A 17,005-nucleotide genomic window follows, 5' to 3' on the forward strand; every position below is an offset into this window, starting at 1 on the left:
ATGGTGTCGCTGTCGCGGCTGGACCTGGTGAACGCGGCGCATGGGCGGCCGGCGGGAACGATGCTGCTGCGCGCGATCGATTCGCGGATCCGGGCGGCGGCGGCGGAGGTGTTCGGGGAGGCGACGATCACCGCGCGGCTGAGCGGGTCGAATTTCGTGGTGGCGGGCATGGGCGGGGCCGGGGAGGCCGCCGCGATCGCCGCCGCGCTGGAGGGGGCGCTGGCGCGGCCGGTGCTGGCGGCGGGGTCGCCGGTGCTGCTGGGCACGCGGCTGGGACTGGCGCGCAGCGAAATGGGCGACGATGCCGCCGCCTTGCTGCGCCGGGCGAGCGAGGCGCTGGCCGAGGCCAAAGCGAGCGACGGCGCGGTGCTGCGCGTGGCGCATCCGCAAGGGGTGGCGCCGCTCGACGTGCTGGGCGTGGACCTGCACCATGCGATCGAACGCGGCGAGATCGACGTGCTGTTCCAGCCGCAGGTGGAGATCGCGACGGGGCGGATCGTCGGCGTCGAGGCGCTGGCGCGCTGGTATCACCCGACGCTGGGGCCGCTGGGGGCCGAGCCGCTGTTCGCCGCGGCGGAGCGCGCCGACCTGGGCATCGCGCTGTCCGATCACATCCAGCGCATCTCGCTGGCGCGTGCCACCCGCTGGCCGCAGGCGCTGGACGGGGTGAGGCTTTCGATCAACCTGACCGCGGCGGACATTGCGCGCGCCGGCTTTGCCGAAATGTTCCTGAAGCGCGTCGACGCCAGCGGCTTCCCGCGTGGGCGCCTGACCGTGGAGATCACCGAGACGGGGATGATCGAGAATCTCGACGCCGCCGCGGCGCTGCTCGCGCACTTGCGCGGGGCGGGGTGCCGCGTGGCGATCGACGATTTCGGGACCGGCTATTCCAGCCTCGCCTATCTGAAAGCACTGCCGCTCGACTATCTCAAGATCGACCGGGCGATCACGCAGGATATCGAGGGCTCGCCGCGCGACCGGGTGGTGGTGCGCGGGGTGATCGCGATGGCGCAGTCGCTGGGGCTGGCGGTGATCGCCGAAGGGGTGGAAACCTCCGCGCAACTGGCGCTGCTCGCGGCGGAGGGGTGCAATTACTACCAGGGCTTCCTGCGGGCAGGGGCACTGGGCGAGGCGCAACTGGTGGCGATCATGGAGAGCGAATGATGGGCATGATGGCGATCGGGATCGCGCTGGTCGCGGCACAGGCGGGCGATCCGGCCGAGGCGGGCATCCGCGCGGCGATGACGGCGAGTGCGGCCGGGTGGGACGCAGGCAATCTCGACCGGTTCATGGGCATCTATGCGCCCGATGCGGTGTATGTCGGTGCGCGCGGGCTGGTGCGCGGCAAGGCGGCGATCGCCGACAGCTACCGCGCCAGCTTTGCCGGGGGCGCGAACAGCCGCGGACGGCTGTCGTTCGAATATCTGCTGATCCGGCCGATCGGCGAGCGGCGAATGGTCTTCGCCCGCTGGCACCTGCGCGGGGGCAATGGCGAGGAAAGCGGGATGACGACGCTGGTCTTCGAACGCCAGGCGGGTGGATGGAAGATCGTGGCGGATCATAGCAGCTAGGGGTACGCGATATCCCCTTCATCCGTTCGGCCTGAGCGAAGTCGAAGGCCACGCGCTGGTGGCTGTGCTTCGACTACGCTCAGCACGAACGAACTATGTTCAAAGCCGACACGCCAGGCGCCGGCATTCAGCCCGCTGCCTTCGCCAGCCCCTTGGACAGTTGCAGCGCGCCGTGGAGGCGGGCCTTGGCGTCGGGCCAGGCGCGGTTGACGACCAGCTTGCCGTCGGGGCGCAGCTTGGCGACCTCCTTCAGCCGGTCCACATAGGCGAACAGGCCGTCCACATCGGCGGGCTTGTTGTCGTTAAACGACACCAGCACGCCCTTGGGGCCGACATCCATCTTCGACACGCACGCCTTCTTGGCGTTCAGCTTGATCTTGATGACCTGGATCAGGTTGTCGGTCGCATCGGGCAGCGGGCCGAAGCGGTCGATCATCTCGGCCGCGAAGGATTCGATTTCGGCATGCTTTTCGAGGTCGTTCAGGCGGCGGTACAGTCCCATGCGCAGGTCGAGGTCGGGGACGTAATCGTCCGGGATCAGGATCGGCGCATCGACCGTGATCTGGGGGCTGAAGTCGCGCGGACGCTCGAACGCGCCACCGGACTTGGCCTCCAGGATCGCCTCCTCCAGCATCGACTGGTAGAGCTCGTAGCCGACTTCCTTGATATGCCCCGACTGTTCGTCGCCCAGCAGATTGCCCGCGCCGCGAATGTCGAGATCATGGCTGGCAAGCTGGAACCCGGCGCCCAGCGAGTCGAGGTCGGACAGCACCTTCAACCGCTTCTCCGCGGCATCGGTCATCTGCCGCTCGGGCGGGGTGACGAGGTAGGCATAGGCGCGCGTCTTGGCGCGACCGACGCGCCCGCGAAGCTGGTAGAGTTGCGCCAGGCCGAAGCGGTCGGCGCGGTTGACGATCATCGTGTTGGCGGACGCGATGTCGATCCCGCTTTCGATGATGGTGGTGGAGACCAGCACCTCGAACTTCTTGTCGTAAAAGGCCGACATGCGCTCCTCCACCTCGGTGGCGGACATCTGGCCGTGCGCGACGACGTAGCGGACCTCGGGCACCTCGTTGCGCAGGAACTCCTCCAGATCGGGCAGGTCGGCGACGCGGGGCGTGACGAGGAAGCTCTGGCCGCCGCGATAATGCTCGCGCAGCAGGGCCTCGCGCAGCACCACCGGGTCCCACGGCATGACATAGGTGCGCACCGCCAGGCGATCGACCGGTGGCGTCTGGATGACGGACAGCTCGCGCAGACCCGACATCGCCATCTGCAGCGTGCGCGGGATCGGCGTGGCGGTCAGCGTCAGCATGTGGACGTCGGCCTTCAGCGCCTTCAGCCGTTCCTTGTGCGTCACGCCGAAGCGCTGTTCCTCGTCGACCACGACGAGGCCGAGGCGCTTGAACTCGACATTCTTGGCCAGCAGCGCGTGCGTGCCGACGACGATGTCGAGGTCGCCCGAGGCGGCGCCTTCCTTCACCTTCTTGGACTCCGCGGCGGTGACGAGGCGCGACAGCCGCCCGATCTTGATCGGGAAGCCTTCGAACCGCTGGACGAAGTTGTTGTAATGCTGGCGCGCGAGCAGGGTCGTGGGACAGACCACCGCAACCTGCATCCCCGCCATCGCCGCGACAAAGGCGGCGCGCAGCGCCACCTCGGTCTTGCCGAAGCCGACATCGCCGACGATCAGCCGGTCCATCGGCTTGCCCGCGGCAAGGTCGGCCAGCACATCCTGGATCGCGCGGTCCTGATCGTCGGTTTCCTCGTAGGGGAAGCGATCGACGAAGCTGGGATAGCCGGCGGTATCCGGCTCCGCCAGCTCGCCGGGGCGTAGCGCGCGCTCGGCAGCGGTGGCGATCAGCTCACCCGCAATCTCGCGGATGCGCTCCTTCATCTTCGACTTGCGCCGCTGCCACGCCTCGCCACCCAGCCGGTCGAGGGTGGCGCCGTCCTCGCCCGATCCGTAGCGGGTCAGAACCTCCAGATTCTCGACCGGCACGTACAGCTTGTCGCCACCGGCATAGGACAGGGCAACGCAGTCGTGCGGGCTCTTGCCGACCGGGACCGAGGTCAGCCCCTCGTAGCGTGCGATGCCGTGATCGGCATGGACGACGAGATCGCCGGGCGACAGCGTGGCGAGTTCGGCAAGGAACGCGTCCGCCGATTTGCGGCGCTTGGCCCGGCGGACGAGCCGGTCGCCGAGCATGTCCTGTTCGGTCAGCACCGACACGTCGGGCGCGGTGAAGCCATGGTCGAGCGGCAGGACGATCATCGCGACGCCGAAGCTCTTGCCCGTATCGGCGATGCCCAGCGCCTCCTGCCAGCCATCCGCCGCCTTGGCGCCCTTCAGCCCATGATCCTTGAGCAGGCTGGTCAGCCGTTCGCGCGCACCGACCGAATAGCTGGCGAGGACGGGCTTGCGCCCCTGTTTGCGCAAGGCCGCGATATGCGCGACGACTGCCTCGTAGACATTCGCCTGGTTGGCCCGCTCGGGCGCGAAGTCGCGGGCATTGTCGACGCCGAAGTCGAGCACGGTCCGGCTTTCCGGCTCGTGAAAGGGCGTGGTCAAATGTGCGGTCGCCGCCTCCAGCGCGGGGGCCCATTCCTTGGGCGCCAGATACAGTGCCTTGGCGGGCAGGGGGCGATAGCTGCCCGGCTGCGCGCCTTCGGCCCGCTTGCGGTTCTCGTAATAGTCGGCGACCGCCTCGAACCGGCCTTCAGCCGCCTGGGCGACGCCGGCGTCGCGGACCACGACCGCATCGCCCAGATGGTCGAAGAGCGTCGCCAGCTTGTCCTCGAACAAGGGGAGCCAATGCTCCATGCCGGCCAGTCGCCGCCCGTCGGAGATCGCCTGATAGAGCGGGTCGCCGGTCGCGGTCGCACCGAACGTCTCGCGATAACGGGTGCGGAACCGCTTGATCGATTCTTCGTCGAGCAGCGCCTCGGACGCAGGCAGCAGGGTGAAGCCTTCGATCCGCCCGGTGGTCCGCTGGTCGCCGGGATCGAAGGTACGGACGCTTTCGATCTCGTCGCCGAAGAAGTCGAGGCGCAGCGCCTGTTCCGCCCCGCTGGGGAACAGGTCGACCAGACCGCCGCGCACCGCATATTCGCCCTGGTCGTGCACCGTCTCGGTGCGGACATAGCCGTTCGCCTGCAGCAGCGCTGCCAGCCGGTCGAGGTCGATCCGCTCGCCGGGCGCCAGCTTGGCGACGAGCTGGCGGATGCGGAACGGGGTCAGCACCCGCTGCGTCGCGGCATTGGCGGTGGTCAGCACGAGTTGCGGCGCCTTCGCCTTGGCCTGCAACCGGTGCAGGCCGGCGATCCGCTCCGCCATGATGCGCAGCGTCGGCGAGGCGCGGTCATAGGGCAGGCAGTCCCAGGCCGGGATCTGGATGACCTCCAGCTCGGGTGCGAAATAGGGCGCGGTGCCGGCGATCGCGCGCATCTGCGCATCGTCGCTGGCGATAAAGACGACGCGTCCCGCCGCACGCGCCAGATCGGCGAGCAGCGACGGCTGGAACCCTGCGGGCACGCCGGACAGGGTGAGCGGGGTGGTGGCGGACAGGATCGTCTTCAGGTCGGGCATGATATTTCCACTAGGCCCTCGCCCCGACGGGGAGAGGGAGGGGACCCGCGGCGCAGCCGTGGGGAGGGTGAGGGGGTGCCAGGCAGCGTTTCCGCCTGTGGCATCCCCTCACCCCGACCCTCTCCCCGGGGGGGGGGAGAGGGGGGCAAAGGTCACTTCGCTACGGGTACGAAGTCCAGTTCGCGCATCGTCTGCATCATCGGACCCTCCCAACGCGGCGGACAGGGTTGGGTGCCGATCGCCCAGGCCATGATATCCACGTCCTGTTCCTCCAGCAGCGCCTCGAACCAGTCGGTCTGCTCTGGCGTCCAGTCCTGGTGATGCCGGTCGAAAAAGCCGCCGATCATCAGGTCGGCCTCCTTGGTGCCGCGGTGCCAGCTGCGAAAGCGCAGACGTTTCAGACGGATGGCGTGGTCCATGGGGCTCCCAACAAATGGTGCCCGGCGGACGCTGGCGGCGGCCGTCGGGTGCGGTATAGGCGGCATGTAGTCATGCGTCCCGATATCCTCAATCCGCTGTTCGCCGAGGTGACCGCGCTGAAAGGCGTGGGGCCCGGCCTTGCCAAGCCGCTGGACCGGCTGGACCTTCGTCGCGTCGTCGATGTCGCCTTCCACCTGCCGACCGGGCATATCGACCGGTTGCCGCGCGACGAGCTGATGACGTCGGATGCGGGACGGGTGATCGCGATCACGCTGACCCCGCGCGAGCATCGCAGCCCGGCCGGGCGCGGACCGGCGCGTGTGATTGCCGAGGATGCGCGCGGCAATACCGTTGCGCTGGTCTATTTCGGCGGATCGGCCGGCTGGGCGAAGCGGCAGTTGCCGGTGGGCGAGCCGCGCCGTGTATCCGGGCGGCTCGATCTTTATGGCGACACGCTCCAGATCGTCCATCCCGAGGTCGGCGAGGATGACGAGGCCTTTGCGATGCGCGAGGCGATCTATCCGCTGTCCGAGGGGCTGACCTCGCGCCGGATCGCGGGGTTCGCCGCGCAGGCGATCGAGCGGGCGCCGGCCTTGCCCGAATGGATCGAGCCGGGGCTGAAGGCCGCGCGCGGCTGGCCCGACTGGCGCGATGCGCTGGCGCGGATCCATGCCGACCCCACCGACGCCAAGGCGCGCGAGCGGCTGGGCTATGACGAGGTGTTCGCCAACCAGCTGGCAATGACGCTGGTGCGCGCCGATTCGCGGCGGCGGCGGGGCCGGGCGCTGAAGGGGGACGGGCGCCTGCGCGACATGCTGCGGTTGCCGTATCGGTTGACGGGGGCGCAGGACCGTACGGTGCGCGAGATCGAGGGCGATTTGGCGCAGGAGGCGCCGATGCTGCGGCTGTTGCAGGGCGATGTGGGCGCGGGCAAAACGCTGGTCGCCGCGATGGCGCTGCTGATCGCGGTGGAGGCGGGGACGCAGGGCGCGATGCTGGCGCCGACCGAGATCCTGGCGCGCCAGCATTACGAGACGCTGCGCCGGACGCTGGCGAGCCTGCCGGTGCAGATCGGGGTGCTGACCGGCCGCGACAAGGGGCGGGCGCGCGAGGCGACGCTGATGGCGCTGGCGGCCGGCGAGATCGACATATTGGTCGGCACGCACGCCATCTTTCAGGAAGGCGTCACCTACCGCGACCTCAGTCTGGTGGTGGTGGACGAACAGCATCGCTTCGGCGTGCAGCAGCGCATGATGCTGCAGGAAAAGGGGCGCAGTCCGCACGTCCTGGCGATGACCGCGACGCCGATCCCGCGCACGCTGACGCTCGCGAATTACGGCGAGATGGACGTCAGCCGGCTGGACGAGATGCCGCCCGGGCGCGAGCCGATCGAGACGCGGGTCGTATCCGAGGAGCGGCTGGACGAGGTCGCCGCCGGACTGGGCCGCCATCTGGCCGATGGCGGGCAGGCCTACTGGGTGTGCCCGCTGGTCGAGGAAAGCGAGAAGTCCGACCTCGCCGCCGCCGAGATGCGGGCGGAATCGCTGCGCGCGCTGTTCGGCGACCGGGTCGGCCTGATCCACGGCAAGATGAAGCCGGCGGAAAAGGACGCGGTGATGGAGGCGTTCGCGGGCAACCGGCTGGGCGTGCTGGTCGCCACCACCGTGATCGAGGTGGGGGTGGATGTGCCCAATGCGCGGCTGATCGTGATCGAGCATGCCGACCGGTTCGGACTGGCGCAGCTTCATCAGTTGCGGGGGCGTGTTGGGCGGGGCGGGGGGCTGTCGCGCTGTCTGTTGCTACGGGGCAATGCGCTGTCGGAGACGTCGCGCGCGCGCCTTGCGCTGATGCGCGAGACTAATGACGGTTTCCGGATCGCGGAGGAGGATCTGCGACTGCGCGGGGCCGGCGACCTGCTCGGCAAGCGTCAGTCGGGCGAGTTGTCGTTCAGGCTGGTCGCACCGGAGATGCTGAACGACCTGATCCAGTGCGCCCAGGACGATGCCCGGTTGCTGATCGACCGCGACGGCGGGTTGCAGGGGCCGCGCGGGCAGGCGGCGCGGACGGCATTGTACCTGTTCGAACGCGAGACGGGCGTGGCGCTGCTTCGCTCGGGCTGAGCGGGATCAGCTACCGCGCAGCGCCGACAGGAACGGGAAATAGGAATGGGTGGGCACCGGCCGGTCGAACTGGCAGCCGATCCGGCCGCCGAGCGCCCAGCGTATCTCGGCTGTGGCGCTGCCCAGAACCGGCAGCTGGACGTCGATCCGGTCCCCGACGTTCAGCGTGTCGATGCACCGCGCCATCAGGCCGCCGCCAGAGACGTTGACGATGACGATCGCGATCCTGCTGCCGTTGGCGGCGACGGCACTGGTGCGATAAAACACCTCGTGCCGCGGCTCGCCGCGATCTTCATGGTTGTTTGCCGTTGCTGCCCAATTCATCCCCGTACCCCCGCTTCACACCAATACGGTTAAACCCGCAATGGTTGAAAAAGGATCCAGATCAGAATTTTATTTGGCAAATCAGTATGATGTAGATCAAGATCTTATGCTGCATTGCAGCAAGGTCATTCCCGTGCCAGCAACCCATGGTGCTTCTTGCCGGCGGAAATTCGCACGGTTTCCGCATCGACCGCGATGATCGCGGTGTCGCTGTCGATCTTCTCGCCCTCGACGCGCGCGCCGCCGCCCGCAATCAGACGACGAGCCTCGCCCTTCGATTTGGCAAAGCCCAGGCCGACCAGCGCATCGACGATGCCGATACTGCCGCCTGCAACCGCCAGCGTCGGCAGCGCGCCGCCGGCCGACCCCTCCTCGAAGGTCCGGCGCGCGGTTTCGGCAGCCTCTTCCGCCGCCGCCGCGCCGCGGCACATCGCGGTCGCGGCGTTGGCGAGGATCTTCTTGGCCTCGTTGATTTCCGCGCCTTCCAGCGCTTCCAGCCGGGCGATCTCGTCCTCGGCCACGTCGGTGAACAGGCGCAGGAAGCGGCCGACATCGCGGTCGTCGGTGTTGCGCCAGAACTGCCAGTAATCGAAGTGCGGCAGCTGGTCCTCGTGCAGCCAGACCGCACCGGCCATCGTCTTGCCCATCTTGCCGCCGTCTGCGGTGGTGATGAGCGGGGTGGTCACGCCGAACACGTCGGTGCCGTCCATCCGGCGCGCCAGCTCGATGCCGTTGACGATGTTGCCCCACTGGTCGCTGCCGCCCATCTGGAGCCGGCAGCCGCGGCGCAGCGCCAGTTCGCGGAAGTCATAGGCCTGCAGGATCATGTAGTTGAATTCGAGGAAGCTGAGCGACTGTTCGCGGTCCAGCCGCAGCTTCACCGAGTCGAAGCTGAGCATCCGGTTGACCGAGAAATGCTGCCCCACCTCGCGCAGGAAGGGGATATATTCCAGCCGGTCGAGCCATTCGGCATTGTCGACCATCACCGCATCGGTCGGCCCCTCGCCAAAGGTCAGGAAGCGTTCGAAGATGCGCTTGATCGAGGCGACATTGGCCTGGATGCCATCCTCGGCCAGCAGCTTGCGGGCCTCGTCCTTGAAGCTGGGATCGCCGATCTTGCCGGTGCCGCCGCCCATCAGCACGATCGGCTTGTGCCCCGTCTGTTGCAGCCGGCGCAGCAGCATGATCTGCACCAGGCTGCCGACGTGCAGCGACGGCGCGGTCGGGTCGAAGCCGATATAGCCAGGCACGATCCCCTTGGCGGCCAGCGTGTCCAATGCCGCGGCATCGGTCATCTGGTGGATATAGCCGCGGGCAGACAGCGTGCGAAGCAGGTCGGACTGGTAGGTCATAGTGTGTGTGTCGTTACACATGCGCGCCGCCGCCGTCACCCTTCAGTTGGGTGGCCTTACTTGCGCGGCAACTGGCTTTGCGGATCGACCGGGGTACGGCCGCGACGCAGTTCGAAATGCACCTCCGGCCGGTCGGCGAAGCCGGTATCGCCCGACAGCGCGATCGTCTGCCCGCGCTTCACGCTCTGCCCGCGCTGGACGAGCAGCTTGGAGGCATGGCCATAGACGCTGGTCCAGTTGTCGCCATGCTTGACGATCACCAGCCCGCCCAGCGCGGCGATGCCGTCGCCGACATAGGCGACAACGCCGTCCGCCGCGGCCTTGACCGGCGTGGCCAGCGGCACCGCGATCTTGATGCCGTCGTTGCGCTCGCCGCTGGCACCGGGACCGAAGCGGCGCACGACGCGGCCGTCGACCGGCCAGACGAAGCCGGAGCGCAGGCGTGCCGGCGCGGCGACGACCGCGGTCGGGGGCAGCACGCGCTTCGGCGTCGCGGCGGGCCTGGCGGGCGCCTGGTTGCTGGCGAGCGCGGGCTCGCCGCCGGTCAGGATGTCGTCCACGTCCAGGCTGAACGCCGCGGCGCGATCGGCCAGCGAGGGCGTATGCTCGCCGCTCGCCGGGCCGGGAATGATGACGCGCTGGCCGGCGCGCAGCACATAGGGCTCCTCCAGCGCATTGGCGTCGACGATCCGCGACCATTCCACGCCATAGGCGCGCGCGATCGCGATCCCCGTCTCGCCGGAGCGGACCAGGTGATAGCGCCCGGCGGGGATCGAAAGCCGCTGCCCCACCCGGATGACGAAGGGGGGTTGAAGGCCGTTGGCCCGCGCGATCGCCTCCGACCCCGAACCGGTGCGATCCGCCACCCGGCGCAGGCTGTCGCCCGGCTGCACGACATAGGTGGAGGCGGGGATTTCGCGGGCGTCGGGCGTGACGGGCCGGGTTTCCCAGGACGGGCGCGGCGCCGGCAGCGTCGATACCGCGTCGCTGGCCGGCGGCGACAGGTCGCCCTGCATCGCCGGCGGGGCGGGCCGTTCCTCTGCGCGCGGGGGTGGCGGCGGCGGCGCAGTGGGGGTGGCATCGTCCAGGCTGGGGATGCACCCCGCCAGCATCGTCGCGCCCAGCATCATCGCCAGCTTCCGCATGCCGCCACCCTCCGCTTCAACTATAGGCCGCGTTCAGCATGGCGAGCGAGGCGCCGTGCGTCAGGTCCAGATGCAGCGGGGTGACCGCAATATGGCCGTCATGCACCGCGTCCAGATCGGTATCGTGCGCCGGCGTGTGCGGCATGCGACCGAGTGCCAGCCAGTAATAGTCATAACCGCGCGGATCGGTACGCTTGTCCATCCGCACCCGGCCATAATCGCGAATGCCCTGCCGCGCGACGCGGATGCCCTGCACCGCATCCGGCGCCACCGGCGGGAAGTTGACGTTCATGAGCGTGCGCGGCGCAAAGTCGAGACCCAGCAGCGGGCGCAACGCCCGCTCGCCCCAGGCGCGCGCGGTATCGAAGCTGACCGCATCGCCCATCCCGTGCTGCGCGTAACGCTGGCTGAGCGCGACCGAGCGGATGCCCGCCAGCGCGCCCTCCATCGCGGCGGATACCGTACCCGAATAGAACACGTCCTCGCCCAGATTGGCGCCGCGGTTGACGCCGGACAGGATCAGGTCGGGCTTGCCGTCCGCCATGATCTCGCCAAGCGCCATCATCACCGCATCGGTGGGCGTGCCCGCCACCGCGAAACGCCGCTCATCGAAGCGGCGGACGCGCAACGGCCGGGTCAGGGTCAGCGACCGGCTGGTCCCCGACTGTTCCTCCGCCGGTGCCACCACCCAGACATCGTCGGAAAACCGCGCGGCGATCTCCTCCAGAACCTTCAGGCCGGGGGCATGATAGCCATCGTCATTGGTGAGGAGGATGCGCATGGCTCAGCGTGCGCCCAGCACCGTGGCGCCGCCCAGATAGGGTTGCAGCACGGCCGGCACCGCCACCGATCCGTCCTGTTGCTGGTAATTCTCGATCACCGCGACGAGCGTGCGACCGACGGCCAGCCCAGAGCCGTTCAGCGTGTGGACGAAGCGGTTCCCCTTGCCCTCGGTGGGGCGGAAGCGGGCGTTCATCCGGCGCGCCTGGAAATCGGTGCAGGTCGAGCAGCTCGAAATCTCGCGATACCGGTCCTGCCCGGGCAACCACACCTCCAGGTCATAGGTGCGCGCCGCAGAGAAGCCCATGTCGCCCGTGCACAGCAGCATCCGGCGATAGGCGAGGCCGAGCGCGTCGAGCACCCCCTCGGCACAGGCCGTGATCCGCTCATGTTCTTCGTCCGACCGGTCGGGATGGACGATCGACACCATCTCGACCTTGTCGAACTGGTGCTGGCGGATCAGCCCGCGCGTGTCGCGGCCCGCCGCGCCCGCTTCCGACCGGAAACAGGGGGTGAGCGCGGTGAAGCGCAGCGGCAGTTCCTCCTCCGCCAGGATCGCTTCGCGCACGATGTTGGTCAGCGAAACTTCGGCCGTGGGGATCAGCCAGCGGCCATCGGTGGTGCGGAACAGGTCCTCGGCGAATTTGGGCAATTGCCCGGTGCCGAACGCCGCCTCGTCACGTACCATGAGGGGCGGCTGGACAAGCTCGAAGCCATGCTCCTGCGTCAGTCGGTCGAGCATGAACTGCCCCAGCGCCCGCGACAGCCGGGCCGCGTCCCCGCGGAGCAGCGTGAAGCGCGCGCCCGACAGCGCGACGCCGGTTTCGAAATCCAGTCCCAGCGCCGGGCCGATCGCGTCATGCTCGGCGGGCGGGAAGGGGAATTCGGGGCGCTGGCCGCGTGTGTGGACCAGCGCATTGTCGGCCTCGTCCGCGCCCGGCGGAACATCGGCGGCGGGCAGGTTGGGAATGGCGGCAAGGGCCGCGTCCAGCTCCGCGCCGATCGCGCGTTCCTGTTCTTCCAGCTCGGGCAGCTTTGCCTTCAGGTCGGCGACCTCGGCCATCAGGCTTTGTGCGCGGGCTTCGTCCTTTGCCGCCTTGGCCTGCCCGATCTGCTTGGACAGGTCGTTGCGGCGGGTCTGTGCGTCCTGTGCGGCCGCGATCGTCGTGCGGCGACGCTCGTCCAGCGCGAGCAGGGCGGCCGACTGCGGTTCGCCGCCACGCTTGGTCAGGGCGGCATCGAAGGCGGCGGGATCGTCGCGGATCAGGCGGATGTCGTGCATGGGCCGTGGCTATGGCGGGGTGAACGCGGGCTTGCAAGCCGGCCACCGGCGCAACCACGGCGGCGGCACGCGCGTTGTCCCGAATAGAACCGACACTGCAAGGAGATACGCGATGCTGGTGCCGCACAATGCATTCGTGCTGGTGGCCGACGGGCGCAAGAGCCTGTTCTTCCGCAACGATGGCGATGCCGAGTTCCCGAACCTCAAGGTCGAACATGCCGAAGAGCATCCCAACCCGCGCGACCGCGACCAGAAGACCGATGCAGCCGGTGCGGCCCGCTCGACGCAGAGCGGACAAGGCGCCCCGCCGATCGCGCAGGGCGGATCGAACCAGGCCGGTGGCGGCGGGCAGGGCGCGCAATTCGCCCCCTCGCGCGGCACGCTCGGCGAGACCGACTATCACCAGCAGGAGGAAGACCGCTTCGCGGTCGAGATCGCCGACATGCTGAAGCGTCGTGCGCTGGCCAATGAGTTCGAGTCGCTGATCATCGTCGCGCCGCCGCAGACGCTGGGCGAACTCCGCAAGCATTACCACAAGGAGGTGAGCAACCGGCTGACGGGCGAACTGGCCAAGGACCTGACCAACATGCCGGTGCCCGATATCGAGACGGCGTTGAAGAACGCCTGACGCGCGAGGGGACACCCCTCCCGCACACGCAGGAAGGGGCCCGCCGAGGGGATCGGCGGGCCCCTTTTTCCTTGGCCGCAAAGCTGGTGGATCAGGCCTGCGCGGTGCGCTTCGCGAACCGGTGGCGGGCGACCAGTGCGGCGGCGGCGGCCCCGAACAACAGCATCATCGGCGGTGCGGGCACCGGTGTCGGCGGTCCGCCATTCGATCCGCTGCTGCCCGAGGAAGAGGCCGAACTGGCCGAGGATGCCGAGGACGCGCTGCTCGCGCTCGATCCGGTGCTGCCCGAGGCGCCGCTGGCCGACGACCCGCTGGCGCTGGAGCCGCTGGCGCTCGATCCGTTCGACGACCAGCCGCCGTTCGAGGACCATCCGCCATTGGACGACCAGCCCTTGCTGCTCGATCCATAGCTGCTGCTCCCGCTCGCCGAAGAGGCGGACGACGCGCTGGAGGCGCTGGACGCCGACGACGCGCTGGAGGTGGAGGAGCCGCCGGTGGACGTCGAGGACCCACCCGTCGAGGTCGAAGATCCTCCGGTCGAGGTGGACGAGCCGCCCGTCGACGTCGAAGACCCGCCCGTCGACGTCGAAGACCCGCCGGTCGAGGTCGAGGAGCCACCGGTGGAGGTCGATGACCCGCCCGTGGATGACCCGCCGGTCGATGTGGAGGAGCCGCCCGTCGAGGTCGATCCGCCCGAAGAGGTGGACGAGATGACGATGCTGCCGCTGGAGCCGGCGCCGCCACCGAAGCCGAAGCCGCCGCCAAAGCCGCCGCCGAAACCGGGCGAGCCCCAGCCGCCGCCGATCACCGCTGGCGCAAAGCCGCCACCACCGCCGGCCAGCACCGGATCGGCGGGCAGCGGCAGCGGCACCGGCGGCGCCTGCGTCGATACGGTCACCACCGCCGGGGCGCAGGCGGTGGTCGTGGTCTTGGTCACCACGCGGCGGACCTTGCCGACCTTGGCATAATGGCGGCGCGGCGCCTTCTTGATCTTGGTCTGCTGGGTGATCGCCGGCCGCTTCGGACTTTCCGCGATATGCACGGCACCGCCGCCGATCACGGCACCGCCCGCCGCACATGCGCTAAGTTTCGCCAAGGCCATCCGGACCGACATCGCTTACCTCTCACATCGCCCGCCCAAGCCGGCCGGGGATCAACCCTGTTGACGCTCTGCGCCCGATACTTCGACAGAAACCAAGAAACACTTAAGTGCAAGGCCTCTCCGGCGCGTGCGGTCGTGCAAGAACGGGACTCGCGGGAGCGTGCGCTTGCGAAACCATGATTTTCGCTCAGGATCGTGCGGAAATTTCCCGCTTGCCGGTGCAGCAATGCTGCAACGGATGCCGAATGGCACAATGCTGCGCTGCACCAGCGTGCAGATGTTCGCAACAAAGCTGCGCAAATAGGTAAGCATCTGAAACGTCAGTCGCTTGCCGCGCCCGGTTTCTCCGATTATAGGCGCTGACACCATGGGGGGCGGCCCTGAGGACGCGGAGCGAAAAGCGCCGACGGGCCCGAGGGAGAGTGGTATGGCGACGGTGTTTAATCGCGTGGACGACTCCAGCAGCCCGGCGGCTGCGAACGACCTGGACGACGGCTATCGCCCTTCGGCGGACGAACCGTTCATGAGCCTGCGTCAGCAGGACTATTTCCGCCGTAAACTCAATCAGTGGAAGGAAGCGATCCAGCGTGATTCGCTAGGCACGCTGTCGCAGCTGCAGCTCGATTCGTTGCGCGAATCGGATCTGACCGACCGCGCCTCCAGCGAGACCGACTGGTCGATCGAGCTGCGCACCCGCGACCGGCAGCGCAAGCTGATCGCCAAGATCGATGCGGCGCTGCGCCGTATCGACGACGGCGAATATGGCTATTGCGAGGTGTCGGGCGAACCGATCAGCCTGGGCCGGCTGGAGGCGCGGCCGATCGCCACGATGACGGTGGAGGCGCAGGAGCGCCACGAGCGTAACGAGAAGGTGTCGCGCGACGATTGATCGACCGCGAATGATGCAATGGGTTATTGTTTCGTTTACCCATTGCGTCATATCCCCTTGGGATGGGGGCGGGCAACCGATAGTGTCCCCGGTTCAAGTCAGGGGCCCGCGCGGAATGGATATATGAACGGCGACGATCGCAGCACGAACCAGGCAGTGGCAGACGCGGAGCGGCGTGCGCCACGCGACAGTCTGTTCCTGATGGCGCAGTTCGAGGTCGCCGGGCAGCGCCATGAAGTGCGCGTGCGCAATCTGTCCGAGGGCGGGTTGATGGCCGAATTCCCCCGCATCCTGGAACCGGGCACCCCGGTCATGCTGGTGCTGCGCGGCATCGGCGAGGTGCACGGCAAGATCGCCTGGTGCACGCAGGGGCGGGTAGGCGTCGCCTTCGACAACAGCATCGATCCGCAACTGGCGCGCAAGCCGGTGACCGGTGGCACGACGACGCCGACCTATGCGCGGTCTATCCCCAATGTCCGGGTGAAATCTTCGAAACCCTGACGGGCGGCGGCGGCGGGTAGCGGCATGGCTCGCGACCGCCGGGCGGCAAAAGGGCCCCGGACGCCGATGCGTCCGAGACCCACGATCTGCCGTTAAAGGCTGCTCATTTCCTCTTTCAGTCGCAGCTTCTGTTTCTTGAGGTCGGCCAGGATGGTCGCATCGGGTAACGGGCGCTGCGTTTCTGCATGGATGCGACGATCCAGCGTCGCATGCTTCGTCTCCAGGGCCTGATGATGCGTTGACTGCATGGCGGTAAACCTCCTGAGCATTCGCGTTGGGGGAAAGGGATTAAAGCACCGATCGACCGCAATGTCCCGACCCCTTGGTCGGAAATCGACAAATGGTGGTGAAAGGCGCGACGACCTGCATCTGCCCGCTCGCGCCGCCGCCCGTCCCATCGTAAGGGAGCGGCAGCGATGGCCGGGGGATATGCGATGGACGATGCGGAATGGCGGGGGCGGCTGGACGTGTTGCGGGTCGAGCATCGCGATCTGGATGCCGCGATCGGCGCCCTGGCGGCCGTGCCGGTGCCCGACCAGCTGCAGATGGCCCGGCTGAAGAAGCGCAAGTTGCGCCTGCGCGATGAGATCGCCGCCGTCGAGGATCGCCTGATACCCGACATCATCGCCTGACGCCCTCTGGAAGCACAGGGGCAGGGCCGCCTGCTCCGTTTCGGGACGACGGCATCGTCGCAGGCTCTGTGCGACGTGCCGGGATTGTGCGAGCCGCATGCATCATGGATGGACGGACCGATCCCGATTTGCGCCGGCGCCTGACCGAGGGGCTGTATAGTGAGGCGATGCTGCTGGCCGATGAGGCTCGCAGCTATTTCGATCTGGGCGGGCGCGGCGATCGCGACGGTCTGGCGCCGGTCCAGCGGGTCGCCTTTTCCTGCGAGGCGCTGAAGCTGACCACCCGCCTCATGCATGTCATCGCCTGGCTGCTCACCCAGCGCGCGGTGGACGCGGGCGAGCTGAGCGCCGCCGATGCCTGCGCACCGACCCGGCGGCTGGGCGATGCGCCGGTCACCGATGGCGACATGCTGGCGACCATGCCGCCGCGCGCCCGCGGACTGGTGGCGACGAGCATCGACCTGCACCGGCGCGTCGCCCGGCTGGACCGGACCGTGGCCGACGACATGCCCAATCCGGCGCACTCGCTGCACGATCGGCTGGTCGCCGCTTTCTAAGGGCTGCGGCAGGCGGTTCGCGATGTGCGACCGCCGCCGCCCGAGGTTAAATCACGTTATTTCAGTCACTTGAAAGTTGCGTCACCTCCCGCTGTCCACCACAAGGGACAGGG

General features: G+C 68.4%; 18 protein-coding genes. 10 read left to right on the plus strand and 8 right to left on the minus strand.

Annotated features, from left to right (window positions below):
• On the plus strand, positions 1-1,164 hold a 1,164-nt coding region (locus OXR08_RS07180; protein WP_267349014.1), incomplete at its 5' end, for a GGDEF domain-containing phosphodiesterase.
• On the plus strand, positions 1,161-1,571 hold the full coding sequence (locus OXR08_RS07185; RefSeq protein ID WP_267349016.1) for a nuclear transport factor 2 family protein: 411 nt from the start codon (positions 1,161-1,163) through the stop codon (positions 1,569-1,571). The genes OXR08_RS07180 and OXR08_RS07185, both read left to right, overlap by 4 nt.
• Before the next feature lie 127 nt (positions 1,572-1,698).
• Here OXR08_RS07185 and mfd read toward each other — a convergent pair whose 3' ends face one another.
• The gene (mfd, locus tag OXR08_RS07190) at positions 1,699-5,160 is read right to left on the minus strand and encodes a transcription-repair coupling factor (protein WP_267349018.1); all 3,462 of its coding nucleotides are present in this window, start codon (positions 5,158-5,160) and stop codon (positions 1,699-1,701) included.
• A 152-nt stretch (positions 5,161-5,312) separates the two neighbouring features.
• Positions 5,313-5,579 (minus strand): succinate dehydrogenase assembly factor 2, encoded by a 267-nt coding sequence (locus tag OXR08_RS07195; protein ID WP_112382422.1) that lies wholly within the window; start codon positions 5,577-5,579, stop codon positions 5,313-5,315.
• A 72-nt stretch (positions 5,580-5,651) separates the two neighbouring features.
• Between OXR08_RS07195 and recG the strand changes: the two genes are divergently transcribed.
• A complete protein-coding gene (gene recG / locus OXR08_RS07200; protein WP_267349021.1) occupies positions 5,652-7,700 on the plus strand; it encodes an ATP-dependent DNA helicase RecG in 2,049 nt (682 codons plus the stop codon).
• Between the two features lie 6 nt (positions 7,701-7,706).
• On the opposite strand, the gene OXR08_RS07205 is transcribed toward recG, so the two are convergent.
• The 5 genes from OXR08_RS07205 to serS form a co-directional block, all read right to left on the minus strand.
• Positions 7,707-8,024, minus strand: coding sequence for a PilZ domain-containing protein (locus OXR08_RS07205; protein WP_267349023.1), 318 nt, complete (start codon positions 8,022-8,024; stop codon positions 7,707-7,709).
• Between the two features lie 125 nt (positions 8,025-8,149).
• Complete coding sequence (gene tyrS / locus OXR08_RS07210; protein WP_267349025.1) at positions 8,150-9,376, minus strand: tyrosine--tRNA ligase; 1,227 nt, start codon at positions 9,374-9,376, stop codon at positions 8,150-8,152.
• 56 nt (positions 9,377-9,432) lie between these two features.
• On the minus strand, positions 9,433-10,521 hold the full coding sequence (locus OXR08_RS07215) for a M23 family metallopeptidase (protein ID WP_240313462.1): 1,089 nt from the start codon (positions 10,519-10,521) through the stop codon (positions 9,433-9,435).
• 16 nt (positions 10,522-10,537) lie between these two features.
• Positions 10,538-11,302 (minus strand): 5'/3'-nucleotidase SurE, encoded by a 765-nt coding sequence (gene surE, locus OXR08_RS07220; RefSeq protein ID WP_112382419.1) that lies wholly within the window; start codon positions 11,300-11,302, stop codon positions 10,538-10,540.
• 3 nt (positions 11,303-11,305) lie between these two features.
• Positions 11,306-12,583 carry a serine--tRNA ligase gene (gene serS / locus OXR08_RS07225; RefSeq protein ID WP_267349029.1) on the minus strand — a complete coding sequence of 426 codons (1,278 nt, stop codon included), beginning with the start codon at positions 12,581-12,583 and terminating at the stop codon, positions 11,306-11,308.
• 112 nt (positions 12,584-12,695) lie between these two features.
• On the opposite strand from serS, the gene OXR08_RS07230 reads away from it, so the two are divergent.
• The 5 genes from OXR08_RS07230 (at position 12,696) to OXR08_RS07250 (ending at position 15,703) form a co-directional block, all read left to right on the plus strand.
• Entirely contained in the window at positions 12,696-13,211 is a 516-nt protein-coding gene (locus OXR08_RS07230; protein ID WP_112382417.1) for a host attachment family protein, read from the plus strand.
• A gap of 71 nt (positions 13,212-13,282) precedes the next feature.
• Positions 13,283-13,621: a hypothetical protein gene (locus tag OXR08_RS07235; protein WP_267349032.1), complete on the plus strand. Its 339-nt coding sequence runs from the start codon at positions 13,283-13,285 to the stop codon at positions 13,619-13,621.
• A gap of 84 nt (positions 13,622-13,705) precedes the next feature.
• Positions 13,706-14,179, plus strand: a complete 474-nt coding sequence (locus OXR08_RS07240; protein WP_267349034.1) for a hypothetical protein — start codon at positions 13,706-13,708, stop codon at positions 14,177-14,179.
• A 561-nt stretch (positions 14,180-14,740) separates the two neighbouring features.
• A complete protein-coding gene (dksA, locus tag OXR08_RS07245; protein ID WP_112382416.1) occupies positions 14,741-15,202 on the plus strand; it encodes an RNA polymerase-binding protein DksA in 462 nt (153 codons plus the stop codon).
• Between the two features lie 123 nt (positions 15,203-15,325).
• The gene (locus OXR08_RS07250) at positions 15,326-15,703 is read left to right on the plus strand and encodes a PilZ domain-containing protein (protein ID WP_112382415.1); all 378 of its coding nucleotides are present in this window, start codon (positions 15,326-15,328) and stop codon (positions 15,701-15,703) included.
• A gap of 92 nt (positions 15,704-15,795) precedes the next feature.
• Here OXR08_RS07250 and OXR08_RS07255 read toward each other — a convergent pair whose 3' ends face one another.
• Positions 15,796-15,951, minus strand: a complete 156-nt coding sequence (locus OXR08_RS07255) for a YdcH family protein (RefSeq protein WP_112382651.1) — start codon at positions 15,949-15,951, stop codon at positions 15,796-15,798.
• Positions 15,952-16,137: 186 nt separating this feature from the next.
• Between OXR08_RS07255 and OXR08_RS07260 the strand changes: the two genes are divergently transcribed.
• On the plus strand, positions 16,138-16,335 hold the full coding sequence (locus OXR08_RS07260) for a DUF465 domain-containing protein (protein ID WP_112382650.1): 198 nt from the start codon (positions 16,138-16,140) through the stop codon (positions 16,333-16,335).
• Positions 16,336-16,439: 104 nt separating this feature from the next.
• Positions 16,440-16,892, plus strand: a complete 453-nt coding sequence (locus OXR08_RS07265) for a DUF1465 family protein (RefSeq protein ID WP_112382414.1) — start codon at positions 16,440-16,442, stop codon at positions 16,890-16,892.
• The last annotated feature ends 113 nt before the right edge of the window (positions 16,893-17,005 follow it).

Source organism: Sphingomonas sp. GM_Shp_2 (assembly GCF_026540875.1).
Taxonomy (GTDB): domain Bacteria; phylum Pseudomonadota; class Alphaproteobacteria; order Sphingomonadales; family Sphingomonadaceae; genus Sphingomonas; species Sphingomonas carotinifaciens.

Coding starts and splice junctions, on each gene's coding strand:
- OXR08_RS07185 (WP_267349016.1), top strand. CDS start 1,161: ATGATGGGCATGATGGCGATCGGGATCGCGCTGGTCGCGGCACAGGCG.
- mfd (WP_267349018.1), bottom strand. CDS start 5,160: ATGCCCGACCTGAAGACGATCCTGTCCGCCACCACCCCGCTCACCCTG.
- OXR08_RS07195 (WP_112382422.1), bottom strand. CDS start 5,579: ATGGACCACGCCATCCGTCTGAAACGTCTGCGCTTTCGCAGCTGGCAC.
- recG (WP_267349021.1), top strand. CDS start 5,652: ATGCGTCCCGATATCCTCAATCCGCTGTTCGCCGAGGTGACCGCGCTG.
- OXR08_RS07205 (WP_267349023.1), bottom strand. CDS start 8,024: ATGAATTGGGCAGCAACGGCAAACAACCATGAAGATCGCGGCGAGCCG.
- tyrS (WP_267349025.1), bottom strand. CDS start 9,376: ATGACCTACCAGTCCGACCTGCTTCGCACGCTGTCTGCCCGCGGCTAT.
- OXR08_RS07215 (WP_240313462.1), bottom strand. CDS start 10,521: ATGCGGAAGCTGGCGATGATGCTGGGCGCGACGATGCTGGCGGGGTGC.
- surE (WP_112382419.1), bottom strand. CDS start 11,302: ATGCGCATCCTCCTCACCAATGACGATGGCTATCATGCCCCCGGCCTG.
- serS (WP_267349029.1), bottom strand. CDS start 12,583: ATGCACGACATCCGCCTGATCCGCGACGATCCCGCCGCCTTCGATGCC.
- OXR08_RS07230 (WP_112382417.1), top strand. CDS start 12,696: ATGCTGGTGCCGCACAATGCATTCGTGCTGGTGGCCGACGGGCGCAAG.
- dksA (WP_112382416.1), top strand. CDS start 14,741: ATGGCGACGGTGTTTAATCGCGTGGACGACTCCAGCAGCCCGGCGGCT.
- OXR08_RS07250 (WP_112382415.1), top strand. CDS start 15,326: ATGAACGGCGACGATCGCAGCACGAACCAGGCAGTGGCAGACGCGGAG.
- OXR08_RS07255 (WP_112382651.1), bottom strand. CDS start 15,951: ATGCAGTCAACGCATCATCAGGCCCTGGAGACGAAGCATGCGACGCTG.
- OXR08_RS07260 (WP_112382650.1), top strand. CDS start 16,138: ATGGACGATGCGGAATGGCGGGGGCGGCTGGACGTGTTGCGGGTCGAG.
- OXR08_RS07265 (WP_112382414.1), top strand. CDS start 16,440: ATGGATGGACGGACCGATCCCGATTTGCGCCGGCGCCTGACCGAGGGG.